Origin of the sequence: Streptomyces sp. ADMS (assembly GCF_033441795.1) — a bacterium.
Lineage (GTDB): Bacteria > Actinomycetota > Actinomycetes > Streptomycetales > Streptomycetaceae > Streptomyces.
In genome coordinates this window covers 44,711-67,039 of record NZ_JAVFVX010000016.1, presented here as the reverse complement: position 1 = coordinate 67,039, position 22,329 = coordinate 44,711, and the positions used below count along the sequence as shown (strand labels likewise).

Genomic DNA, 22,329 nt, shown 5'->3' with positions numbered 1-22,329 from the left:
CCGGCTTTCAGACGGCGGACTTCTCCTGCCACAGGGCGGCGAGCGCGGTATCGCCGCTCACGCCGGGGAACGGCTGCCGGTTCCACAGCGCCAGGTAGAGAGCGGCGGCGGAGCCGGTCACCTCGCAGTCGGCTTCCTGAGCCGCCTGGTCGGCCTGGCCCATGGTGCGCTGGGCCGCCGGCGGCTCCGACGACAGCCGTACGGTCCACACCGTGTCGTCCCTGTCGGTCGCCCGCACCCGCAGGACCCGGGGCTCGTCCGTGCGGGCCCGGCTCTTGGCGCGGGCGTGGAAACCGAGCAGGAGTTCGTCGATGCCGTCCGTGGCGAAGTCCGGTGCGAGCGGGGTGGGCGTGGTGCCGAGGGCGGACTGGGCGTCCACTCGATGTACGGCGGTCTCATGAGCCTGCCGCCGGGCCCAGAACGCGAGCGGTGAGGGGGCGGGCATGAAACTCCAGCACTCGACGTCGGGCGGGGCCGAGGCGAGGGTGTCGACGAGGGCGCGATGGCCCTCCCGGAACCAGGTGAGCAGCGCGCTGCCGTCGAGGTCGGGCAGGCCGCCGAGGCGCTGGGGCGACATGTGCCGTTCGGCGACGTACGAGGCGGCCCAGCGGTGCACCGCGCCCACGTGCCGCACCAGGTCGCCCACCTGCCAGCCCGGACAGGTCGGCACCTTGGCGTCGGTTCCCGCCCGCTCGGCGGCAGCGGCCAGCAACTGGCCCTCCGTGTCCAGGATTTCCACGAAACGCGCGGTCTCCATCAAGACAGTCTCCATGTGGGATTGAGGTGGTTCCCTATCTCAGGAACGCTTCGGTGGTTGCCACGAACCGGTTCGCGTCGTCGAGCCACGGGAAGTGTCCGGCGCCGGGCTGGACGACCGGTTGGGCGTGCGGGAACAGCCCCGGGAGCTCGGCCAGTGCGGGCGTCGTCGACGAGACGGTCGCAGCGGTAGGACGCGGGATCCTCCGGTACCGCCGACCGGCCGGTGCCCCGGAGATCGAGCATGATCAGGCGCCGGTGCGCGGACAGACCGCCGAGGTCCCCGAGACAGACGGAGTCCCGCATCGGCCCGCCGGGGAGACACACCAGCGGCGGACCCTCACCGAGTACGCGACAGGCCAGCTCGGTCCCGTCGTACGCGGATAAGACAGACATGGCCACGACTTTGGCAGCGGTGATCCGGCCGGGCAACCGGGTTTCGCGTGCCCGGGATCACTGGCGGTGCGGCTACGGACAGCAAGAGGTGGACACCGGGACGGTCGCTTCGCGGACAGGGCGTTGCCTGCGAACGTGTTCGACACTACGGTCCCCCTTGATCATCCGATCGTCACTCCGGCGTCCGGCGGGGCCGCTCAGGTGTGGGCCAGGAGGAGTGAGCGTTCATGGGGCAGCCGACCGCGCGGGTCATCCGCAATCCTGTCCTGGCAGGTTCGCACCCTGATCCGTCCATCGTGCGGGTGGGACCGGACTTCTACGTGGCGACCTCGACGTTCGAGTGGTATCCGGGCGTACGCCTGCACCACTCCAGGGACCTCGTGCGCTGGCGGTCCCTGGGCGGGGCGCTGGACAGCACCCGACTGCTGGAGCTCACCGGGCGGCCTGACTCCGGTGGGGTGTGGGCACCGAATCTGAGCCACGTGGACGGTCTGTTCCACCTCGTCCACAGCAACGTGTCGACGTACGCGGGCGGCTTCACCGACAGCCCCAACTACCTGACGACGGCCCCGTCGATCGACGGCCCGTGGTCCGACCCGGTACCGCTGCACGCGCGCGGCTTCGACGCGTCCCTGTTTCACGACGGGGACCGGAGTTGGCTTGTGAACATGGTTCACGACTGGCGCCCGGGGCACGGCGGTTCGGCCGGTCTGGAGGCGACAGCGTACGACCGTGCCGCGCGCCGCCCGACCGGTGATCCTGTCAGGATCGTGCTGCCGCCCCAGGCCGGCTGGATCGAGGGCCCCAACATCTACCGGCGAGGCGCCTGGTACTATCTGCTGACCGCCGACGGCGGAACCGGCTACGACCACCAGGTCACCGTGGCGCGCTCGCCAGCCCTGGCCGGCCCCTATGAGCGCGACCCCTCCGGCCCGCTGATCACCGCCCGCAACCACCCGGACCTGCCGCTCCAGAAGGCCGGACACGGCAGCCTCGTGGAGACCTCCGGCGGTGAGTGGTACATGGCGTATCTCGTCGCCCGGCCGCACGGCCGCCACGGCCCGTGCGTACTGGGCCGTGAGACCGCGCTCACCCCCGTCACCTGGACCTCCGACGGCTGGCCACGCACCCCGACCGGCCTGCCTGCCGTCGAGATCCCCGCCCCGGCGCTGCCGCTCACCGACCCCGAGGAGGGGCCCGCCGGCACCGGTGACACGCGCCCCGGGGAGTACGACGGTTTCGACCGGCCGGCCCTCGGCCCCGACTGGTCCACCCTGCGCCGCCCCGCCGCCCCCGACTGGCTCTCGCTCACCGAGCGCCCCTCCCACCTGCGGCTGCGCGGCGGACGCTCACCGCAGAGCCTGACCGGCGCGAGCCTGGTCGCCCGCCGGGTGACCGCCCCGCGCTGCGTGTTCGAGGCGACGGTGGAGTACCGGCCCCGCGGCGTCCAGCAGCTCGCCGGGATCACTGCCTACTACAACTCCCGCGCCTGGTACTTCCTGCACCTCACCGCCGACGACCGGGGCGAGACGGTGCTGCGCGTGGCGAGCTGCGACAGGGGCGCGGTGAGCGTCGACGAGGCCGGTGAGGTGCGCCTCGGCGACACCACCAGGCTCCGGATCGGCCTCGACCTCGACGGCGCCAGGCTCCGCTTCCGCTACGACACCGGCCTCGGCCGGCGCCCTCTCGGCCCGTCCCTCGACGCCACCGTGCTGTCGGACGAGCACGCCGAGGAGATCGTGGACGGCCGGATCCGGTCCCTGGGATTCACGGGCGCGTTCGTCGGCCTGTGGGCCTGGGACCTGACCGGCGGAGGCCTGCACGCGGACTTCGACGAGACGACGTACCGCGTGGCCGACTGATCCGGCGGCCCGGGTATCCCGACCAGGAGTCCTGTCGGGTGTCTCCATCAGGTGTCCGGACCAGGTGTGACGTTCCGTCGGTTCGTCGTCGCGTGGCGCGTCGTCACGCCGATCAGGGCGGCAACCGCCGCCAGCGCGGCCACGCTGGTGAGGGCGGTGGGCAGGGAGAACCACTCGGCCATGAACCTGATGGCGGGCGGGCCCAGGAGCATGCCGCCGTAACCGAGCGTGGACGCGATCGCGACTCCGTCGGGCCCGGCCAGTGCGCCGGCGCGTTCGACGGCGACCGGAAAGAGGTTGGCGAGCCCGAGACCGGTGATGACGAACCCGAGAAGCGCCGCCCACAGGGAGGGTGCGAGCGCGCCGGGCAGCATGCCGACGGCGGCGGTCGTGCCGCCGTACACCAGGGTGCGGGTGGGCCCAGGCGTTCGAGCAGTGTCGTGCCGGTCAGCCGGCCGATGGTCATGCCGAGCGCGAAGCAGGAGTACCCGGTGGCCGCGAGACCCGGTGTGGTGTCCAGGTCCTGCTCCAGGTGCAGTGCGCTCCAGTCGGCCAGGGCTCCTTCGCCGTAGGCCGTGCACAGGGCGATCAGGCCGAAGACGATCACTGGGCGACGGGTGCGGGGGTCCAGGTGGCGTGGTGCGCTCTCCCGCGGTGTTGAGCTCTGCGGTGAAGTCGGGGGCCGATGGCGCAGCAGGGTGCGGCCCGCGAGGAGGGTGACGAGCAGTCCGATCACGCTGAGGCCGAGCAGATGGCGCGCGGGGGACAGAGCCCCGGCCACCAGTCCGCCGAGTCCGGCGCCGGTCATCCCACCGAGACTGAAAGCGGCGTGGAAGGTGGGCATGACCGGGCGGCGCAGTGCGGCGACCAGGTCCACGGCGCCGCTGTTGCACGGCGTTGTGCGTTCGGGAACTGGGCGTCCTGCGTGACTCCCTGCGGCACGCTGCCGCCTGTCCGGCGCCGAGCCACTTGGAGTGCCCCACCTTCCGCCGCCTCCTCAAGGCCGCCGCGGCCGACCCGGCCGCAGTGTCGAGGAGACGCGCTCCGAGGCCACCGTGAAACCCCTGCGGAAGTCCTCCTGGTTCGCGGGTGGCCCGGCGACGGCGCTCAGGGCGACCCTCCGGCGACCACCCCTGGCACGACCGCACTCCGGGCGCCCGAGAAGATGACGCCGGGATCGGACGGGGCGTTGTTGAGGACCCACAGGCCGATCAGCGTGGCGAGGGTGAAGACGACGGCGATCAGCGCGGCCAGGACGAGTCGGCGGCGTCTCTCCCGGCGCAACCAGTCGCCGCGCGCCGTGCGGTAGGCGTCGGGGGCGGCGCTCACTCCGCCGGCCAGAGTCTCCAGAGCGGCGCGCAACTCCCGTTCCGTGCGGTCCTGTTCAGTGAGCCCCTGCTCAGCGAGTCCTCGTTCTGTGTCCTGCTCCGTGCAGGCCTGCACTGTGAAGTCCTTGTCGGCCCGGTCCGGACTGGTGTCGTTCATCGCCGTGTCTCCATCGCCTGGGTCAGAGCGGCGATGCCGCGTGCGGTGTGCGTCTTGACCGATCCGCGGGAGATCCCCATCGCGGCGGCGATCTCGCTCTCCTTGAGGCCGAGCCAGTGCCGCAGGACGAGCGCCTCGCGCTGCCGGGCGGGCAACTGCTGGAGGGCGCCGATCAGTACACGCTGGTCGTCGTGGAGCAGAGCGGTGCTCTCGGCGGAGGCGACCGCGTCGTCCGGCGGGGGCGGGTTCTCCACATGCCTGCGCGCGACCTGGAGGTGACGTATGCGCATCCGGGTCAGATTGCAGACGGTGGAGCGCAGATACGCCTCCGCCGCCCCGGTTTCGCGCAGCCGCCGCCACTTGCGGTAGAGCTGGTAGTAGGCCTCGGCCACCACGTTCTCAGGGTCGTCCGCGCCGAGCAGGACGGCCAGCCGCAGCATCGAGGCGTAGTGCAGCTCGAAGAGGCCGGCGAGGGCCGCCTCCCGTTCGGCCTCGGCGGGATCGCCCACCACGGGGGCGAGAACCTCGCTCGCGGAGGCGGGCCGTGGAACGGGCGGCGCGATCACGGCCGGTTCGGCCAGGGCCGCGGCCACCGGTGGCATCACCGGCATGGGTGTGTGCTGTCTGCGTCTCACGGGTTGTTCGCTCCCGTCTCGGGGCGCCGCCTGACGGTCAGGCGGGACGGCAGGTCGGTCGCGTCGGCTCCGCGTGGGACGCCGAGACGTTCGAGGGCCGCGGTGCCGAGGACGGCGACGGCCAGGTTGAGCAGAAGGGCGGCCAGACCGGCGTAGATCTGTACGGGCTGGTCGGCGGGACCGAACGGCACGATGGACGAGAAGCCCTCGCGCACCACCATGAACGTGCCGGCCGCCATACCGGTGGCCCACCCGGCGAGCAGCGCCCGCGGATGCAGCCGGCCGGTGAAGAGCCCCACGGCGACGGCCGGAAATATCTGCAGTATCCAGACGCCGCCGAGGAGCTGGAGATTGATCGCGTCCTGGTCACGCAGCCCGAACACGAACGCGATCGCCCCCACCTTCGCGGTCAGCGACACCGCCTTGGCGATGCGCACCTGCCGCTTGGGCGTGGCCGTCGGATGGACGTACTCGACGTACACATTGCGTACGAAACTGGTGGCGGCCGCGATCGACATCACAGCGGCCGGGACCAGCGCCCCCACGGTGATCGCGCCGAACACCAGGCCAGCCAGCGGCCCAGGCATCAACCGGTCGACCAGCATCGGCACGGCCGCCTCGGCGCCGCCCTCCGGTGCCTGCACCCCCGCCGCGAGGGCCGCGATGCCGAGGAAACCGAAGAGCGCGAGCAGCCCCGTCCACGCGGGCAGTGCCACGGTGACCTTGCGGACGGTGCGCGCGCTGTCGGCCGCGAAACCTGCGGTCAGCACATGCGGGTACATGAGCAGCGCCAGTGCCGAACCCAGGGCGAGCGTGGCGTACGCCGGCTGCTGTCCGGGGGACAGGACCAGGGCCGAGTGGGCGGCGTCCGCACGGCCGAGCCGGCGTGCCGCCCCGTCGAAGACCGCGCCGGGCCCGCCGAACCGGTCGAGGACCAGCCAGCAGACGGCACCCAGCGAGACGAACACGGCCACCGCCTTGAGCGCCGAGATGACGGCCGGGGCGCGCAGCCCGTGCCGGTAGGTCGCCACCGCGAGCCCCGCGAACAGGGCGACCATGACCAGGTCCCCCACAGCGCCCCGCGGATAGAGGCCTCCGGCGGTCAACACGGCACGTATGCCCAGGAGTTGAAGCGCCAGATACGGCATCGTCGCGAGGATGCCGGTCAGCGCGACCACCAGGGCCAGCGGCGCCGAACCGTACCGGCCGCGCACGAAGTCGGCGGCGGTGACGTAGCCGTGCCGCCGGGCCACCGTCCACAGCCGGGTCAGCAGGACGAAGGCGAGCGGGCAGACGATCACCGTGTACGGCACCGCGAAGAACGCGGGCGCACCGTTGCCGTACGCCAGTCCGGGCACGGCGGTGAAGGTGTACGCGGTGAAGATCGTGCCGCCGAGCAGCAGCCAGGTCCACACCGGGCCGAGACTCCGGTCGGCCAGCGCCCAGCCCTCCAGCGAGGGCAGCCGGTCGCTCGGGTGCAGGCGGCGCGCGGTCACGGCGAGCAGCGACGCCCCGCCGATCACGGCGAGGAACGTCGCGGTCATGGCGCTGTCCGCCATGGGTCACCGTCCTTGGTGTGCCTGGAGCCCTCGCCGGAGAGTTGCGCGGATGCCCGGGTCGGAGGACAGGGAGGCGGGAAATCTGACGGAAATCCGATGTCAACCGTTTCCGGCGGGTGGGCAACTCTTGCACAGACCCACAACGAGCGGGAAGGGAGCGCAGATCATGGCAGGGACCGGACACCAGCGGCTACGGCGCGTCGCCGTCGCCGTGCTGCTCCTCGCACCCGCGGCAGGGCTGCTGTGGGTCCCCTGGTACGCCGGCGCGAGCCCCCGGCTCGCCGGGACGCCGTTCTTCTACTGGTACCAGCTCGCCTGGGTACCGGGGAGCGGGCTCTGCCTGCTCGCCGCATATGCGCTGACCAGGAAGGAAGGCCGCGACCCCTGACCGGGTCGGCGGGTCAACGACGTCACCCCCGCTGCGCTGCGCGCACCCGTCGCGCTCAGCCATCACCCACCACCGTCAAGGTGAGGAGCCGCCATGTCCGCATCAGCCATGCCCGAATCCGCTCTCCCGGCGCCGGAAGGCCCGCCGCCCACGCCCCCCGGTCCCTCCGGGATGACACCGCGCTCCATCCTGCTGTGGGCCGCCGTCGCCCTGGTCGGCGCGGTCGGGTGGGGAGTCCTCGCGCTGGCCCGGGGCGAGGAGATCTCCGCGGTCTGGATGGTGATGGCCGCCCTCGGCTCGTACGCCATCGCCTACCGCTTCTACTCCCGCTTCGTCGTCCGGCGCGTACTGAAGCCGGACGACAGCCGGGCCACTCCCGCCGAACGCCTCGACGACGGCGTCGACTTCCAGCCGACCGACCGCCGGGTGCTCCTCGGCCACCACTTCGCCGCGATCGCGGGCGCCGGACCGCTGGTGGGGCCGGTACTCGCGGCCCAGATGGGGTACCTGCCCGGCACCCTGTGGATCGTCGCCGGAGTGATCTTCGCCGGGGCGGTGCAGGACATGGTGGTGCTGTTCCTGTCCATGCGGCGGGACGGCAAGTCGCTCGGGCAGATGGCCCGGGACGAGATCGGCAGGGCGGGCGGCGCGGCGGCTCTGATCGCCGTGTTCGCCATCATGATCATCCTGCTCGGCGTGCTGGCCCTCGTCGTGGTCAACGCACTCGCCCACTCGCCGTGGGGTACCTTCTCCGTCGCCATGACCATCCCCATCGCCCTGTTCATGGGGTTCTGGATGCATGTCGTGCGACCCGGCCGGGTCGTCGAGACCAGCCTCATCGGGGTCGCGCTGCTGCTGCTCGCGATCGTCGGCGGCAGCTGGATCCAGAACTCCTCGCTCGCCGACACCTTCACCCTCAGCCCGACGACCCTGGTCCTCTGCCTGGTCGGATACGGCTTCGTCGCCTCCGTCCTCCCGGTGTGGATGCTGCTCGCGCCCCGCGACTACCTCTCCACCTTCATGAAGATCGGCACCATCGCGCTGCTCGCGGTCGGGGTCGTCGTGGCCGCGCCCGTCATGCGGGCGGACGCGGTGAGCGACTTCGCCTCCTCCGGCACCGGCCCGGTCTTCGCCGGTTCGCTCTTCCCGTTCCTCTTCATCACCATCGCCTGCGGCGCCCTCTCGGGCTTCCACGCACTGGTCGCCTCCGGGACGACTCCGAAGCTGATCCAGAAGGAATCCCAGGTCCGGATGATCGGCTACGGCGCCATGCTGATGGAGTCGTTCGTCGCGATCATGGCGCTGATCGCCGCGGCCACCCTCGAACCCGGCCTGTACTACGCCATGAACGCCCCCGCCGGACTGCTCGGCACCACCGCCGAATCCGCCTCCCAGGCGGTGGCGGGCCTCGGCTTCACCATCACCCCCGACCAGCTGACGCAGGCGGCGAAAGCCGTGGAGGAGCAGACACTGATCGCCCGCACCGGAGGTGCGCCGACCCTCGCTGTCGGCATGTCGGAGATCTTCTCCAGCGTTATCGGCGGGGCCGCCCTGAAGGCCTTCTGGTACCACTTCGCCATCATGTTCGAGGCGCTGTTCATCCTGACGACGGTCGACGCGGGCACCCGCGTCGGACGTTTCATGCTCCAGGACATGCTCGGCAACGTCTGGAAGCCCATCGGCCGGGTCAACTGGAAGCCCGGCATCTGGCTGTGCAGCGGACTCGTCGTGGCCGCCTGGGGCTACTTCCTCCACTCCGGCGCCACCGACCCGCTCGGCGGAATCAACCAGCTCTTCCCGCTCTTCGGCATCGCCAACCAGCTGCTGGCCGCCATCGCCCTCACCGTCTGCACGACGGTACTGATCAAATCCGGCCGACTGCGCTGGGCCTGGGTCACCGGCGTTCCGCTCGCCTGGGTCGTCGCCATCACCTTCACCGCCGGCTGGCAGAAGATCTTCTCCGACGACCCCCGGGTCGGCTTCTTCGCCCAGCGCGCCAAGTACGCCGACGGCATCGACACCGGTCAGGTCATCGCGCCCGCCAAGACCCTCGACGACATGCACACCGTGGTCACCAACTCCACGGTCGACGGCGTCCTGATCGCTCTGTTCCTGCTGCTGGTCACGGTGGTCATCGCCAACGCGGCCGTGGTGTGCGTACGCGCCGTACGCTCACCGGTCCCGCTCCCGACGACCGAGGCGCCGTACGTCGAATCCCGCATCGACCTGCGGGAGGACGCCGCCGCCGAGCCCCTGGTCGGGGCCCGCTCGTGAACGTCCGGCACCGGGCCCGGGCCGTGTTCCGGTACCTGCGCTGGTACCTGCGCGAACTGACCGGAGAAGCCGAGTACGACCGCTACTGCGCGCGTCACCTGGGCCACCACCCGCACGCCCCCGTACCGACCCGGCGGGAGTACGAGGTGCTGCGCACCCTGCACCGGGAGACCCACCCGCAGAGTCGCTGCTGCTGACACCGGGCACGCGGCTTCCGGGAAATAGGTGAAGATCGGCCGAGAAGCATCGGGGCGGGGTCCGGAAACGGGCTCCGCCCCGTACGGTTTCCCCCTGGTCGCTCCTGTCTTACCTGTCCGACACGCCAACTCCCCTCTGTGGGAGCTCTCTTGGCCACCGAAGGCACCTCAAGCACCAGGGACGACGACACCCCGTCCGGCCCGCTCTCCCGCCGCAGATTCCTCCAGGCGACCGCCACGACCACGGCCCTCGCCACCGTCGGTACACCGGTCGTGGCCGCCGCGCCCGACAGGACCAGCATCACCTTCACCGCCGCCACGGGCGGCTCCGCGACCCTCACCCCCTACGGTGACCGGCTGGTCGCCCGGATCCAGAACGTACTGCGGACCGTGCCGCGCGGCGGTGTCCCCTTCGAGCAGGCGTACCTGGTCGACGCCTTCGCGTCCCCCTCCGCACGGCGCCACGACCTGCTGGAGCAGGCCCCGCCCGGGGACTGGCTGGAGGTCAGCCGCCATATGCGGCGCGAGGGGTGCTGCGGTCCGGAGATCGGGGGCTGAGCGCCGCCGCGGGAGTTCCGCACGGTCCGCACGGAACGAGAGGAGTCATTTCGCGGCGTCGGGCCTACTCTGGGGCAGCATGGCGGGGGATGTGGGCAAAGGCATGTCCGGTGAAGTGCCGGACTCCGAGTGGTCGTTCGGGCCGCTCGTCGTCGCCGGGCAGCCCGCGTTCCTGCGGGCCGCGCGTGTCGAGCTCCCCGAGGAGAACCCCGATCCGACCGTGCTGCCCACGATCACCCTGCTGGAGCGGACGGCGTCCCGCGGGATCGACCCGCAGGAACTGCCGCTGCCGCCCGGGCAGTTACTGGCAGGGCAGTACCTGCTGATCCGGCCGCTCGGTTACGGCGGGATGGGCGATGTCTACCTCGCACTCGACACGAAGGTCGACGACCGTGAGGTCGCCATCAAGATCCTTCACCCCGAGCAGGCGGCGGTCGCGGCGGGCGCCCTGGTCCGGGAACGCCGGGCGCTGGTGGACCTCAGCCACGACGACATCATCCGCGTCTACAACTACGGGCATCACCCCGAGGTCGGCGACTTCCTCGTGCTCCAGTACGTGGACGGACTGACCCTGGAGGAGGTACGGGCGCGAGCGCGACTGAACCCGCACGAGTTCGGCGGCGCACGGTTCTACGAGTTCGTGCTCGCGTACGGCTTACGGATCCTGTCCGCGCTCGGGCATCTGCACGCTGACCCGCCCGGCAAGGTCTACGGCGATCTGAAACCGGACAACGTCATGCACGACGGCACCGCGACGAAGATCATCGACGTCGGGAGCGTTCGGGCCACGGGGCTCCCGGGTCTGACGACGGGGGGATTCCGGGCCCCGACCGTGGGCCCGAACGGCGAGTCCACCGGCCAGGACGACCTGTACAGCCTGGGGGAGACGCTACGGCGGCTGAGCGGCCTCGGCACTTCGCCCAAGGACCTGGCCAGGCTCGGCGACCTCGGCGCTCCGGACGGCCCAGCCACAGCGGCGACCGCGACCGAGGGGACGACCACTCCCGTTCCCCGCGGGCTCGGGCTCGTCTCGCTCGCCCGGGTGCTGCAGCGTGCCACCCGGAGCGAGCGGCACGAGAGGTTCGCCGACGCGCGCGAGATGTCGGAACAACTACGCGGTGTCTTCCGCGAGTTGAGATCCCTGCGAACCGGCATCGAGACCTTCGAACCCTCGCCGCTCTTCCTGCAGTCGGCCTACGCGCTCGACGGCGCACTCGGATCCGCGCCGCCCCTCGCACACTGGGCCGCACCCGGCGCCCCCTCTCCGTACGCGCCGCCCTCACCCGCCGAGGTCGCGTACCGGCTGCCCGTCCCGCGGCCCGACCGCCACGACGACCACCACGCCGAGCTGAGCAGACTGGCCGATGCGGCCCCGGAGGCCCTGCTGCAGCACACCGGGGACTGGAGCGACTCCACCGAAGTCCATCTGCTGCGCTGCCGCCTGCGCCTCGGGGCGGCGGGCGCCAGGCCGAAGTCCGCTGAACGGGAGCTGCGGGCCGCCGAGGAGTCGGTCGGCCCCGAACGCGCTCCGTACGACTGGCGACTGGACTGGCACCGGGGACTGCTCGCGCTCGCGCAAGACCAAGTGGCGGTCGCAGGCGGTCACTTCGACCGGGTGTATGCGGCGATCCCCGGCGAGTACGCGCCGAAGCTGGCCCTCGGGTACTGCGCCGAGTGCCTCGGGCGATGGCACGAGGCACTGACGTTCTACGAGGCGGTGCGGCTGCGCAACCCGTCGTTGGGCAGCGCGGCCTTCGGCGCCGCGCGGGCCCGCCTCGCGCTGGGCGGTGAGCGGTCGTGGGAGGAGGCCGTGCGAGAACTGGACGCGGTACCGCAGCATTCACGGCATCGGACTGCCGCCCGCACGGCGGCCGTTCGCATCGGCGTCGAGCACGTGCGGAACGCCGAGCGGAGCGGAGAACTCCCGGAACGGCTGCGCGAGATGCTGAGACGGCTGGGCCTGCTCTTCCACGCGCACGGGCTGACCGACGAGGACGCCCGGGCCCGGCTGACCCTCGAAGGATGGGAGGCCGTGCACGGCGCGCTCACGCGAGGCGCCCTCGACAGGACCGAACTCGCCGCGCTGGCCGGGGACGCCGACCCGCGGCTGGGCCTCCCCTCCGACGAGCCCGGCCTGCGCAAGGATCTCTCCCGGCTCCATCTCGCCCTCGCCCACCAGGCAGCCCGCTCCGCCGCACCGGAGGACGCGGCCGTCGCCGAGGTTCTCCTGGACCGCGCGTACGAGGTCCGTCCGCTCGCCTTCCGACACCGCAGGGACAGTCCATGGCTCGGGAAGATACTCGCCGACTGGCTCCGTACGGCCGCCTCCGCGCCCTCGCACAGGCCGCCGTCCGCCTCGGACGGGCCGCTGCCGCCGTAACCGCCGAACTCGCCCGCCGCGTGCGGCGCTACGCCTGGCCGTCCACCGCCGGCCGCCGCAACCGCGCGTATCTGCGGGACCGGCTCGTCGCGGTGCCACTGCTCGCCGTGGTGGCCTTCGGAGCGTTCGGCTGGGCGTATGCGGGCGTGCGCGGTGACTCCGCGTACGTACGAGACCGGGTGGCGCCCGCGCTCGTCGACCTCGCGGACGCCAGGGCCTCGCTGCTCATCGCACAGGGCGAGGCCGAGCAGAGCCTCGACGAGGGGCGGGCGGCGGAGCTCGGCGGACTCAGCGAGCGGTACCGCACGCGGATCGCGCGAGCGACGCAGCGACTGAACCAGGTCACCCGTGGCGGGGCGCTCACCCTCGCCGAGGAGCAGGACCTGCGCGTGGCGTCCGCACTGGTCGTGGACTACACGGCCTGGATCGGCCGGGCACAGGGCCACGCGGCCGATCCGGTCCTGCGGGACGCGGAACTGACGTACGCGCGCAGCATGCTCTGTTCGGCCCCGGCCGTCGCGGAGCGCGCGGACCGCTACCCGGAGTGTCCGCCCGGCACGGACTCCGACGCGACCGCGATCGTGGACCGGGTGTCGGGCCTTGAGGAGCAACTGCGCGAGCGGCTCGCGGACCGGGCCGCCTGGGGCACGGGCGTGATCGCCGCCGCGGTCGTCTCCTGGCTCGCCCTCGTGCTGCTCGCCGCCGGTCTCTGGCGGACCGTGTCCTTCCTGCGCCGCCGCTTCCGCCTCCGGCTCAGCATCCCCCTCACCGTTGCCTCCCTGCCGCTGCTCGCCCTGCCGCTCCTGACGGCCGACGCGCTGCTCGCGCAGCACGCCCAGCACAGGGCTCTCCCGGTGGCGGACGCGCTCGCCGAGCGGACCTCGCCGAAGACGGAGTCGATCGTGGAGGAACGCCCGTTCGACGGCCCCGATCCGGGGGCCATCGAAGTGCTGGAGTCCCGCATCGACGACGGTCTGGCCGACGGACGGCTCGCCTTCCTGGACGGAGCGGCACCGTTCGTCTTCCCCACGGGCCTGGCCTGCGCGGCCCTCGCCGGCGCCGCCCTGCACGGGTACCGCCGCGAATACCTCGTCGTGACCCGCCAGGGAGCCGTCTCATGAGCCGCGCCTTTCGCACCCTGCTCGCGGTCTGCCTGCTCACCCTGGTCCCCGGCTGTACGCGGGACGCCCCCGACCCGCTGGTCGTCCTCGGCCCCTGGACCGGCGCGGAGGGCCGGGCCTTCGAGGCGGCCCTGCGGAAACTGGACGACGGCACGGGACGGACCTACACGTACGAGGGAACCCGCTCGCTGCGCGAGACCCTCGTCTCACAGCTGGAGGCGGAGGCCCCGCCGGACGTGGCGATCCTCAACAGCATCGGCGAACTCACCGAGTACGCCCGCCGCGACAAACTCAGGCCGCTCGTCGAGGCGACCGCCGAGCGCGCCTATCCGCCGTGGGCGCCGACCCTGATCGTGGACAGCAGACGACGGACGTACTGGGTGCCGTTGAAGGTCGATCTGAAAAGCCTCGTGTGGAGCAAGGAGGGCACCTCCTCCACCGACCCGGAGTGGTGCGTGGGGCTCGCCTCGCAGCAGACCTCGGGCTGGCCCGGCACGGACTGGATCGAGGACATCCTGCTCCACCAGGCGGGTCCCGCCCGCTACACCGAGTGGGCCACGGGCAGGCTGAGCTGGCGGGACCCGGCGGTCCAGCGGGCCTGGAGAACCTGGGCGCGACTGCTCGGAGACCGCTCCCGGACGTCGGTCCAGCAGTCCCTGACCACGTCGTACGAAGGCACGCCACAGCCCGGTGAAGAGCCGCGCGGTCTGCTCGACTCGCCGGGCTTCGACTGCACCCACGAGCACCAGAGCGCCTTCATCCGGTACGTCTACGCGGGCGACGACGTCCGAGTGGAACCGTCCGCCCGCTTCCTGGACGGGGAGCCCGAATACCGGGACGTGTACGAGGTCGCGGGCGACATGGCCGCCGTCTTCAGCGACGATCCGGCGGCCCAGGAACTGGTGGAGAGGCTGTCGGGCCCGGCTGGACGGGAACTCTGGCGGACGGAGGCGGGCCCGGCGGTGCGGCCGCTGTTCCCGGACCCGGCCGGACTGCCCCTGACGGCGTCCGCGGACCCGGTCGAGCAGGAGATCGACTCCCTGCTCACGTCACGGGCCCGCACCCTGTGCTTCGACGCGTCCGACGTGATGCCGCCCGAGGTGCGCGACGTCTTCTACCGGGCGGTGCTGGAGTTCTTCCGTGACCACACGACGGAGCGCCTCGACTCGCTGCTCCGTCAGCTGGAATCCGTACGTGTCCAGGCGGACGAGAACTCCGCCGACGACCGCTCCTTCCGGCCGCCGCAGGACATCTGCGCGCCCGGCGGATAAGACGCGAGGCCCTGGCGGGGCGACCGCCGCATCCCTGTGGCGCAGAGTCTCACTTCGCGCATCGTCATGCTTCCCGAGGAGTGGGGGGGCATGGTCTTCGGCAACGGGTTCGACGTGCAGGACGGTTGGGGCCCCGGTCAGCTGCACGCCGTCAACCGTGGTCAGGCCAAGGCCCCGATCCCGCGACTCGCGGCGGCCGTCCGTTCCACGGCTGGGTAGTCTCGGGGCATGCGGATCTCCGTTTCCTCGGACATGGACGAACCCGTGGCCCGCGCCCTCCTCGGGCAACTGCGCGACCGCGGACACGATGTGGTGACGTACGGGGCGCTGAGCCCCGGCGACGATCCGCAGTGGGCCGCCTGCTCGGAGGCGGCGGCGCGCGAGGTCGCGGCCGGGAACGCAGACCAGGCCGTCGTGTGCTGCTGGACCGGTACGGGTGCGTCGATCGCCGCGAACAAGGTGCCCGGGGTCCGCGCGGCCCTGTGCACCGACGCCTACACGGCGGACGGCGCGCGCCGCTGGAACGACGCCAATGTGCTCGCGCTCAGCCTGCGTCTGACGTCGGAACCGCTGCTCAAGGAGATCCTCGACGCATGGTTCGCCGCCGAGGCGAGCGGGGACGCCGGGGACCGGGAGAACGTGGCGCGCGTCGAGCAGCTCGACAATGGCAGAAGGGCTCTGTGAACCAAGGGAGTTGAGGAGGCCGGTGCCGGGTACCGGCCCACCGCTCAGACCGTGATCACTCTGAGTCCGGCCTCCTGGAACCGTTCCACCGTCTCCGCGTCCGCTGCTGTGTCGGTGACCAGCGTGTCGACCGCTCCCACCGCACAGATCCGGGCGAACGCCCGCCGTCCCAGTTTGCTGGAGTCGGCGGCGACCACGACCCGCGCGGCGCGCTCGCACAGCAGCCGGTTGATCGCGGCCTCCGCCTCGTCGTTCGCCGCGGCCCCGTGCGTGACATCGAGGGCGACCACGCCCAGCACGGCCAGGTCGACCGTGATCTGGCTCAGCACACCGTCGGCGAGCGGCCCGATGAGCTCGTACGACTGCGGGCGCGCGACCCCGCCCGTCACCACGATCTTGAACTGGGGCCGTACGGCCAGCTCGTTGGCGATGTTCAGGGCGTTCGTGACGATCGTCAGCGCGGGCGAACCGGCGGTCAGATCGCCGCGTACGGCCAACGCGCGCGCCACCTCCGTCGTGGTCGTACCGCCCGTCAGACCCACCGCCTCACCGGGGGCGACCAGATCCGCGACCGCCTTCGCGATGCGCTGCTTCTCGGAGGCGCGGCGGGCGGTCTTGTAGCGCAGCGGCAGTTCGTACGACACACCGTGCACCACGGCGCCGCCCCTGGTGCGCACGAGCATCTGCTGCTCGGCGAGCCGGTCGAAGTCGCGGCGGATCGTCGCGGCCGACACCTCCAGCTCGGCAGCCGCCTCCTCGACCTCAAGCCGGCCCCGCTCGACCAGCAGTTCCACCAGGGACTTCCAGCGGGCGTCCCGGGACATGGGGACTCTCCGTTCCTCGATCTTCCGCGACCCTAGCGCACCGAATGTTCACAGAGCCCCGCCACCCGAATGCTTGATGCTGCTTGAAAAGTGGCTATATCTTGCATAAACAAGCATTGTTTTGCTCTCTGGGGGAGGGGTGCGGAATGACCCATGTCGAGGACGAGCTGAACAGCCAGCCCGAGTGCTGGACCAGCGCCGCCACGGAGGCGGCCGAGCACGCCCGCGCGCTGCCGGCGGCGGGGGAGCGGGTCGCGATGGTGGGCTGCGGCACCTCGTACTTCATGGCGCAGGCCGTCGCGGCCCTGCGGGAAGGCGCGGGGCAGGGCGAGACGGACGCTTTCGCCGCCTCCGAGTTCCCCTACGGACGGCCGTACGACCGGGTCGTCGCCCTCACCCGGTCGGGCACCACCACCGAGGTGCTCGAACTGCTCGGGCGACTGCGCAACGGCCCGCCCACGGGCACGCGGACGCGGACGTCCGCGATAACCGCCGACCCCCGAACTCCCGTGACGGAAGCCGCCGATGACGTCGTCGTGCTCGACTATGCGGACGAACGGTCCGTCGTGCAGACGCGATTCGCCACCACCGCCCTCACCCTTCTCCGCGCCCACCTCGGACTGCACAGGGAGGCTGTGGTCGACGACTGCCGTACGGCGCTGGCGGGCCGGCTGCCCGAGGGGCTCGTCGAGTGCACGCAGTTCACCTTCCTCGGCCGGGGCTGGACGGTGGGGCTCGCCAACGAGGCCGGGCTGAAGATGCGCGAGGCGTCCCTGTCCTGGACCGAGGCGTACCCGGCGATGGAGTACCGGCACGGTCCCATCAGTGTCACCACCCGGGGTACGGCGGCCTGGATGTTCGGCGAGGCACCGGAAGGACTGGCCGAACAGGTCCGGGCCACGGGGGCGTTGTGGGTGCCCGGGGCGCTCGATCCGCTCGCCGAGCTTGTGCGCGCACAGCGCCTCGCGGTCGCCGTCGCGGCCAAACGGGGTCTGGATCCGGACCGTCCGCGCCACCTCACCCGCTCGGTGATCCTCAGCCTCTGATGTCTCGTCAGCCTCCAGCCACCGCATGCACGTTGACGGGAAGGGAGAGGTCGTGCCCCTCGTGACCACCGGCGAGCTCATCACCCGTGCCGTCGCCGCGCGCTCGGCCGTCGTCGCGTTCAACATCATCACCCTGGAGCATGCCGAGGCGGTCGTCGCCGGTGCCGAGGAGGCCGGTTCGCCCGTCGTCCTCCAAGTCAGCGAAAACGCGGTCAGGTTCCACCACGAACAGGTCCTTCCGCTGGCCCGCGCCGCCGCCTCGGCCGCCGAACGCGCCACCGTGCCCGTCGCGTTGCACCTCGACCACATACAGAGCGACGACCTGTTGCGTCAGGCGGCCGGTGCCGGATTCAGCTCCGTGATGTACGACGCGGCCCGGCTGCCGTACGCCGAGAACCTCGCCGCGACCCGGGCCGCCGCTGACTGGGCACACGCCCGAGGTCTCTGGATCGAGGCCGAGTTGGGGCAGGTGGGCGGCAAGGACGGACGGGCCCCGCTGGACGCGCACGCACCCGGTGCCCGTACCGACCCGGCCGAGGCCCGTGCCTTCGTCGCCGACTCGGGAGTGGACGCCCTGGCCGTGGCCGTCGGCAGCTCGCACGCCATGACCACCCGTACGGCAGCCCTCGACCACGACCTCCTGAAACGGCTCTCCGCCACCGTGGACGTCCCCCTCGTCCTGCACGGCTCGTCCGGTGTACCGGACGACGAACTCGTCGCCGCCGTCGAGGGCGGCATCACCAAGGTCAACGTCGGTACTGCCCTCAACATCGCGATGACCGGCGCCATCCGGGAGTTCCTCGCCGCCCACCCCGAGGCGGTCGACCCGCGCAGGTATCTGAGCGAGGGCAGAGAGGCGATGGCGCGGGCGGTGACACGGATCATCGGCGTGCTGAGCTGACAGAGACCAGCACTGGTAGTTTTTCACCATGCGCGAAACGGAGCTGCACCTCGGCGAGCCGCCCCACGTGGCGAACGCCGGCGTCGGCGTGCACGGCGTCGCGAGCCGCACCGACGTCTTCCGCCTGCCGGAACTGTGGCAGCTGCATCTCTACCAGTACGAGGCCGAGCTCATCGTCGACGGCACACCGCACGCCGTCCGCCCCGGCCGCGTCAGCCTCGTACCGCCCGGAGTCACGGTCCGCTTCCGCTACCAGGGCCGCGCCGAGCACCTCTACGCGCATCTGCGCATCTTGCCCGTCGGCCCGTCGCGCACGGTGCCCGTCGTCCAGGACGCGGGCCCAGAACTCCCCACTCTCACCGGCCTGTTGCTCGCCGCGGTCGCCGCCGTGCCGCGCACCCCCGAGCGCACAAGAGCCGAGATCTGGACCGCGCTGTGGCGCATCGCCCACCTGACTCCGGACACCGAACGCCCCGGCCCCGGCCCGCACCCGGCGGTCAGCGCGGCCATCGCGTACATCGAGGGCCGGCTGGCCGCCCCGCTCGCCGTGCCGGCCGTCGCCCAGGCGGCGGGCGTCTCGCACAACCACCTGACCAGGCTGTTCAAGGCCGCGACCGGCGATACGGTGGTCGGATACGTCCGCCGTCGCAGACTCGACCGCGCCCATCACCTGCTGCGCGCCTCGACCCTCTCCATCCCTGCCGTGGCCGCCTCCGTCGGCATCCCCGACCTGCAGGCATTCAACAAGGCATGCCGACGTGAACTCGGCGCGTCACCACGCGCGCTGCGGGGAGAGACAGCCACTACTGCCCCATGAAGTGGTAGAAATACACCACGTCGTCATAACGTCGTCACTGCTCACTGCTCACTGCTTCACGGCCTTCAGCACCACGAACTTGGCGTCGCTCGCGACAAGTTGACTGTTGCCGAACAGCTTCCGCAGCTTGAGGTGATAGCCGAGGTGGCGGTTGCCGATCACCCAAAGCTCCCCGCCCGGGCGCAGCGCCCGCCGCGCTCCGGTGAACATCCGCCAGGCCGTGGCGTCCGTCGTCGCCTGGTGGGTGTGGAACGGCGGATTGTTGAGCACGAGGTCGACGCTCCCGTCGGCGACCCCGGCCAGCCCGTCGCCGACCCGGAATTCGGCACGCCCGCCGAGCAGCCCGTTGGCCTGATGCGTCGCCTTCGCCGAGGCCACCGCCTGGAACGACTCGTCGACGAACAGCAGTTCGGTCTCCGGTGCGGCCAGCGCCACCGCAGTGCCGACCACACCGTTCCCGCAGCCCAGGTCCACGACCCGGGCGGCGCCCGACGGCTCCGGCAGATGCCGGAGGAAGAACCGGGTGCCGATGTCGAGGCGCTCGGCGCAGAAGACGCCCGCCTGGTTGACGACCGGGCGCCCCGAAGCCGGACCGATGTCCTCGGGCAGCTCGTAGCGGTACGGCCATGGACTGGCGCCCCGGTCCACGGACGGATCGACGGTGGAGTGGATGAGCCGGGCCTTCTTCTCCGCGAGGGAGGTCCGGGTCGGGCCGATGATCCGCTCGAACAGCTTCAGCGTCGAGGTGTGGATCTCCTTCACCATGCCGGTGGCGACGACGACCGTGCCCTCGTGCAGCGCGGGCGCCAGTCGCAGCAGCTGGTCCTCAAGCAGTGCCAGGCTCTTCGGCACCCGGACGAGCAGCGCGTCGACGCGCGCGGGCGGCGGATCCTGGGTGGTGAGCAGCCGTACGGAATCCGCGTCCACGCCGGCTCGCCGCAGGTTCGCCCGGGTGGCCTCCTGGGCCAGGAACGAGTCGGTGATCTGCGTCGGCCGGTGCGCCGCGAGCGCCGTGGTGAGCGCGCCCCAGCGATCGCCGACGACCACGACCGTGCCGGACAGCTCGGTCCCGGTCTCCGCGAGGTGCCTGAGGAGGTACTCGTCGGAGGCGTCCCAGGCACGCAGCCGCTCACGCGGGTCGGCGGGGAAGCGGGTCAGCGTCAGCTCGGACCAGGGAGTCGCCATAGGGTCGGTCATCGTGGCCCCACCCTACCGAGCCGCAGCTCACGCCCGGTCGGGCAGGATGGGAACCATGGACGCCGAGCTGTTCCCCAGAGCACGTACGGAGATCGCGCCGGGCGCGGTGCACGTGCCGGACTGGCTGGACGGCGGGCGTCAGCGACTGCTGCTGGACGCGTGCCGCGACTGGGCGCGCCCGCCCGCCGGCCTGCGCACGGTCCGGACGCCCGGCGGCGGCACGATGACCGCCCGGCAGGTCTGTCTCGGCCGGCACTGGTACCCGTACGCCTACGCCGACACCGTCGTCGACGGCGACGGCGCGCCCGTGAAGCCGTTCCCCGAGTGGCTGGGAGCGCTGGGGAGGGAGGCGGTCACAACGGCGGGGTACGACGGTGACCTCGGTTACGACATCGCGCTGATCAACTTCTACGACACCGGCGCCCGCATGGGCATGCACCGCGACAGCGACGAGAAGTCGGACGCGCCCGTGGTGTCGCTCAGCCTCGGTGACACGTGCCTCTTCCGTTTCGGGAACACGGCGACGCGGGCCCGGCCCTACACGGACGTCGAACTGCGCAGCGGTGACCTGTTCGTGTTCGGCGGCGCCTCCCGGCTCGCCCACCACGGGGTGCCACGGGTGTACGAGGGCACGGCACCGCCCGAGTTGGGGCTGACCGGCCGGTTGAACGTCACGCTTCGGGTCAGCGGTCTCTAGGCCGGCGATGCGGTCACGACTCGTACGGATCATGGGAGACTCGCCCTCATGAGCGGCAAGGCTGAGGGGACCACCTCAAGGACGCGGTTGGACCGGGGGCGTGGCGCGCTCGGGCCCGCCTTGGAGCTCGTGCACACCGGCCGGGCGCCCACCCGGGCCGTGCTCACCGCCGAGCTGGGGGTCACCCGGGCAACGGCCGGTGCCGTGGCCGCCGAGCTGGAGGCGCTCGGCCTGATCAGCGTGGACGCCCGGCCCGGAGCCGCGGCCGGATCGCAGGGGCGCCCCTCGCACCGGCTCGACGTCGCCGAGGACGGGCCGGTCGTGCTGGCCGCGCAGGTGCACGCCGACGGTTTCCGGGCCGCGCTGGTCGGGCTCGGAGGACGGATCGCCGCCACCGCGCCGGGCTGCGAAACCGTCGACGCCGACCCGGCGAAGGTGCTCGGCTCCGTCGTCGACGCGGGCACCGAGCTGCTGCGCGACACCGGGCGCCGATGCGTGGGCGCCGGTCTCGCCGTGCCGTCCGCCGTCGCCGAACCCGAGGGCCTGGCCCTTAACCCGCTGCACCTCGCCTGGCCGGCCGGTGCGCCGGTACGGGAGATCTTCGCCGAGCGCGTACGGGCCGCCGGCATCGCCGGACCGGCCTTCGCGGGCAACGACGTCAACCTCGCCGCGCTCGCCGAACACCGGCACGGCGCCGGACGCGGCGCCCGTGACCTGCTGTGCGTGGCCACCGGGCACCGGGGGGTCGGCGGGGCGCTGGTCCTTGACGGGCGCCTGCACACTGGCAGTTCGGGTCTCGCGCTGGAAGTCGGCCACCTCACCGTCAACCCCGAGGGCCGTCCCTGCCACTGCGGCAGCCGGGGCTGCCTGGACGTCGAGGCCGACCCGCTCGCCTTCCTCACGGCAGCTGGCCGCGACCCCGGCCCCGTGGTGTCCCTGCTGCAGCAGGCCAACGACCTGATCCGCGACCAGTACACGGACCCGGCTGTCCGCATGGCCACCGAGACGCTGATCGATCGCCTGGGCCTGGGCCTGGCAGGCCTCGTGAACATCCTCAACCCGGACCGCATCATCCTCGGCGGCCTGCACCGCACCCTCCTCGACGCCGACGCGGACCGTCTGCGCGCAGTGGTCGCCGACCGCTGCCTGTGGGGCCGCAGCGGCGGCGTCCCCATCCTCGCCTGCACGCTCGACCACAACAGCCTGGTCGGAGCAGCCGAGTTGGCGTGGCAGCCGGTGCTGGACGATCCCCTCGGGGCGCTGGCGTAACCGGGGCGTTTC

At 71.9% G+C, this 22,329-nt stretch carries 21 protein-coding genes and 2 pseudogenes; 15 read left to right on the top strand and 8 right to left on the bottom strand.

Annotated elements, in window-relative coordinates; genetic code table 11:
• Positions 1-7 precede the first annotated feature (7 nt).
• Both RB628_RS10365 and RB628_RS10360 read right to left on the bottom strand, forming a co-directional pair.
• Positions 8-757 (bottom strand): maleylpyruvate isomerase family mycothiol-dependent enzyme, encoded by a 750-nt coding sequence (locus tag RB628_RS10365; protein WP_318320035.1) that lies wholly within the window; start codon positions 755-757, stop codon positions 8-10.
• A 149-nt stretch (positions 758-906) separates the two neighbouring features.
• Positions 907-1,152: pseudogene (locus RB628_RS10360) on the bottom strand (alpha/beta fold hydrolase); the annotation flags it as partial.
• Between the two features lie 227 nt (positions 1,153-1,379).
• Here RB628_RS10360 and RB628_RS10355 point away from each other — a divergent pair.
• Entirely contained in the window at positions 1,380-3,014 is a 1,635-nt protein-coding gene (locus RB628_RS10355; RefSeq protein ID WP_318320034.1) for a family 43 glycosylhydrolase, read from the top strand.
• A 47-nt stretch (positions 3,015-3,061) separates the two neighbouring features.
• Here the strand turns inward: RB628_RS10355 and RB628_RS10350 are convergent.
• From RB628_RS10350 to RB628_RS10335, 4 genes and pseudogenes are all read right to left on the bottom strand, one after another.
• A pseudogene (locus RB628_RS10350) lies at positions 3,062-3,903 on the bottom strand (MFS transporter); the annotation flags it as partial.
• Between the two features lie 218 nt (positions 3,904-4,121).
• Positions 4,122-4,376: a hypothetical protein gene (locus RB628_RS10345; RefSeq protein ID WP_412180630.1), complete on the bottom strand. Its 255-nt coding sequence runs from the start codon at positions 4,374-4,376 to the stop codon at positions 4,122-4,124.
• A gap of 119 nt (positions 4,377-4,495) precedes the next feature.
• Positions 4,496-5,134 (bottom strand): SigE family RNA polymerase sigma factor, encoded by a 639-nt coding sequence (locus tag RB628_RS10340; protein WP_318320032.1) that lies wholly within the window; start codon positions 5,132-5,134, stop codon positions 4,496-4,498.
• A complete protein-coding gene (locus RB628_RS10335; protein ID WP_318320031.1) occupies positions 5,131-6,693 on the bottom strand; it encodes a sodium:solute symporter family transporter in 1,563 nt (520 codons plus the stop codon). The genes RB628_RS10340 and RB628_RS10335 overlap by 4 nt, the downstream gene beginning before the upstream one ends.
• 166 nt (positions 6,694-6,859) lie before the next feature.
• Here RB628_RS10335 and RB628_RS10330 point away from each other — a divergent pair, with 166 nt between their 5' ends.
• The 9 genes from RB628_RS10330 to RB628_RS10290 all read left to right on the top strand — a co-directional run bounded on the left by RB628_RS10330 (position 6,860) and on the right by RB628_RS10290 (position 15,566).
• Positions 6,860-7,081: a DUF3311 domain-containing protein gene (locus RB628_RS10330; RefSeq protein WP_318320030.1), complete on the top strand. Its 222-nt coding sequence runs from the start codon at positions 6,860-6,862 to the stop codon at positions 7,079-7,081.
• A 93-nt stretch (positions 7,082-7,174) separates the two neighbouring features.
• Positions 7,175-9,355, top strand: coding sequence for a carbon starvation CstA family protein (locus RB628_RS10325; RefSeq protein ID WP_318320029.1), 2,181 nt, complete (start codon positions 7,175-7,177; stop codon positions 9,353-9,355).
• Positions 9,352-9,552: a YbdD/YjiX family protein gene (locus RB628_RS10320; protein WP_318320028.1), complete on the top strand. Its 201-nt coding sequence runs from the start codon at positions 9,352-9,354 to the stop codon at positions 9,550-9,552. Before RB628_RS10325 ends, RB628_RS10320 begins: the two co-directional genes overlap by 4 nt.
• A gap of 150 nt (positions 9,553-9,702) precedes the next feature.
• A complete protein-coding gene (locus tag RB628_RS10315) occupies positions 9,703-10,110 on the top strand; it encodes a twin-arginine translocation signal domain-containing protein (RefSeq protein ID WP_318320027.1) in 408 nt (135 codons plus the stop codon).
• A 79-nt stretch (positions 10,111-10,189) separates the two neighbouring features.
• Entirely contained in the window at positions 10,190-12,490 is a 2,301-nt protein-coding gene (locus RB628_RS10310) for a serine/threonine protein kinase (RefSeq protein ID WP_318320026.1), read from the top strand.
• Positions 12,394-13,611, top strand: coding sequence for a hypothetical protein (locus RB628_RS10305; protein WP_318320025.1), 1,218 nt, complete (start codon positions 12,394-12,396; stop codon positions 13,609-13,611). Before RB628_RS10310 ends, RB628_RS10305 begins: the two co-directional genes overlap by 97 nt.
• Positions 13,608-14,882, top strand: coding sequence for an alpha-glucoside ABC transporter substrate-binding protein (locus tag RB628_RS10300; protein ID WP_318320024.1), 1,275 nt, complete (start codon positions 13,608-13,610; stop codon positions 14,880-14,882). Before RB628_RS10305 ends, RB628_RS10300 begins: the two co-directional genes overlap by 4 nt.
• Before the next feature lie 90 nt (positions 14,883-14,972).
• Positions 14,973-15,101: a hypothetical protein gene (locus tag RB628_RS10295; protein ID WP_318320023.1), complete on the top strand. Its 129-nt coding sequence runs from the start codon at positions 14,973-14,975 to the stop codon at positions 15,099-15,101.
• A 9-nt stretch (positions 15,102-15,110) separates the two neighbouring features.
• Positions 15,111-15,566, top strand: coding sequence for an RpiB/LacA/LacB family sugar-phosphate isomerase (locus RB628_RS10290; RefSeq protein WP_318320022.1), 456 nt, complete (start codon positions 15,111-15,113; stop codon positions 15,564-15,566).
• Positions 15,567-15,610: 44 nt separating this feature from the next.
• Here the strand turns inward: RB628_RS10290 and RB628_RS10285 are convergent, their stop codons facing one another.
• Positions 15,611-16,390 carry a DeoR/GlpR family DNA-binding transcription regulator gene (locus RB628_RS10285; RefSeq protein WP_318320021.1) on the bottom strand — a complete coding sequence of 260 codons (780 nt, stop codon included), beginning with the start codon at positions 16,388-16,390 and terminating at the stop codon, positions 15,611-15,613.
• 146 nt (positions 16,391-16,536) lie between these two features.
• On the opposite strand from RB628_RS10285, the gene RB628_RS10280 reads away from it, so the two are divergent.
• From RB628_RS10280 to RB628_RS10270, 3 genes are read left to right on the top strand one after another with little or no spacing between them, the layout of a single operon-like run.
• Positions 16,537-17,436: a sugar isomerase gene (locus tag RB628_RS10280; protein WP_318320020.1), complete on the top strand. Its 900-nt coding sequence runs from the start codon at positions 16,537-16,539 to the stop codon at positions 17,434-17,436.
• Between the two features lie 52 nt (positions 17,437-17,488).
• Positions 17,489-18,337, top strand: coding sequence for a class II fructose-bisphosphate aldolase (locus tag RB628_RS10275; protein ID WP_318320019.1), 849 nt, complete (start codon positions 17,489-17,491; stop codon positions 18,335-18,337).
• Between the two features lie 28 nt (positions 18,338-18,365).
• Entirely contained in the window at positions 18,366-19,154 is a 789-nt protein-coding gene (locus tag RB628_RS10270; RefSeq protein ID WP_318320018.1) for a helix-turn-helix transcriptional regulator, read from the top strand.
• Positions 19,155-19,202: 48 nt separating this feature from the next.
• Here the strand turns inward: RB628_RS10270 and RB628_RS10265 are convergent, their stop codons facing one another.
• On the bottom strand, positions 19,203-20,339 hold the full coding sequence (locus RB628_RS10265) for a methyltransferase (protein ID WP_318320069.1): 1,137 nt from the start codon (positions 20,337-20,339) through the stop codon (positions 19,203-19,205).
• A 67-nt stretch (positions 20,340-20,406) separates the two neighbouring features.
• Here RB628_RS10265 and RB628_RS10260 point away from each other — a divergent pair, with 67 nt between their 5' ends.
• Both RB628_RS10260 and RB628_RS10255 read left to right on the top strand, forming a co-directional pair.
• A complete protein-coding gene (locus tag RB628_RS10260) occupies positions 20,407-21,048 on the top strand; it encodes an alpha-ketoglutarate-dependent dioxygenase AlkB (RefSeq protein WP_318320017.1) in 642 nt (213 codons plus the stop codon).
• Between the two features lie 48 nt (positions 21,049-21,096).
• Positions 21,097-22,317 (top strand): ROK family protein, encoded by a 1,221-nt coding sequence (locus RB628_RS10255; protein ID WP_318320016.1) that lies wholly within the window; start codon positions 21,097-21,099, stop codon positions 22,315-22,317.
• Positions 22,318-22,329 lie beyond the last annotated feature (12 nt).

Coding starts and splice junctions, on each gene's coding strand:
- RB628_RS10365 (WP_318320035.1), bottom strand. CDS start 757: ATGGAGACCGCGCGTTTCGTGGAAATCCTGGACACGGAGGGCCAGTTG.
- RB628_RS10355 (WP_318320034.1), top strand. CDS start 1,380: ATGGGGCAGCCGACCGCGCGGGTCATCCGCAATCCTGTCCTGGCAGGT.
- RB628_RS10335 (WP_318320031.1), bottom strand. CDS start 6,693: ATGGCGGACAGCGCCATGACCGCGACGTTCCTCGCCGTGATCGGCGGG.
- RB628_RS10330 (WP_318320030.1), top strand. CDS start 6,860: ATGGCAGGGACCGGACACCAGCGGCTACGGCGCGTCGCCGTCGCCGTG.
- RB628_RS10325 (WP_318320029.1), top strand. CDS start 7,175: ATGTCCGCATCAGCCATGCCCGAATCCGCTCTCCCGGCGCCGGAAGGC.
- RB628_RS10310 (WP_318320026.1), top strand. CDS start 10,190: ATGGCGGGGGATGTGGGCAAAGGCATGTCCGGTGAAGTGCCGGACTCC.
- RB628_RS10305 (WP_318320025.1), top strand. CDS start 12,394: ATGGCTCGGGAAGATACTCGCCGACTGGCTCCGTACGGCCGCCTCCGC.
- RB628_RS10300 (WP_318320024.1), top strand. CDS start 13,608: ATGAGCCGCGCCTTTCGCACCCTGCTCGCGGTCTGCCTGCTCACCCTG.
- RB628_RS10295 (WP_318320023.1), top strand. CDS start 14,973: ATGGTCTTCGGCAACGGGTTCGACGTGCAGGACGGTTGGGGCCCCGGT.
- RB628_RS10290 (WP_318320022.1), top strand. CDS start 15,111: ATGCGGATCTCCGTTTCCTCGGACATGGACGAACCCGTGGCCCGCGCC.
- RB628_RS10285 (WP_318320021.1), bottom strand. CDS start 16,390: ATGTCCCGGGACGCCCGCTGGAAGTCCCTGGTGGAACTGCTGGTCGAG.
- RB628_RS10280 (WP_318320020.1), top strand. CDS start 16,537: ATGACCCATGTCGAGGACGAGCTGAACAGCCAGCCCGAGTGCTGGACC.
- RB628_RS10270 (WP_318320018.1), top strand. CDS start 18,366: ATGCGCGAAACGGAGCTGCACCTCGGCGAGCCGCCCCACGTGGCGAAC.
- RB628_RS10265 (WP_318320069.1), bottom strand. CDS start 20,339: ATGGCGACTCCCTGGTCCGAGCTGACGCTGACCCGCTTCCCCGCCGAC.
- RB628_RS10260 (WP_318320017.1), top strand. CDS start 20,407: ATGGACGCCGAGCTGTTCCCCAGAGCACGTACGGAGATCGCGCCGGGC.
- RB628_RS10255 (WP_318320016.1), top strand. CDS start 21,097: ATGAGCGGCAAGGCTGAGGGGACCACCTCAAGGACGCGGTTGGACCGG.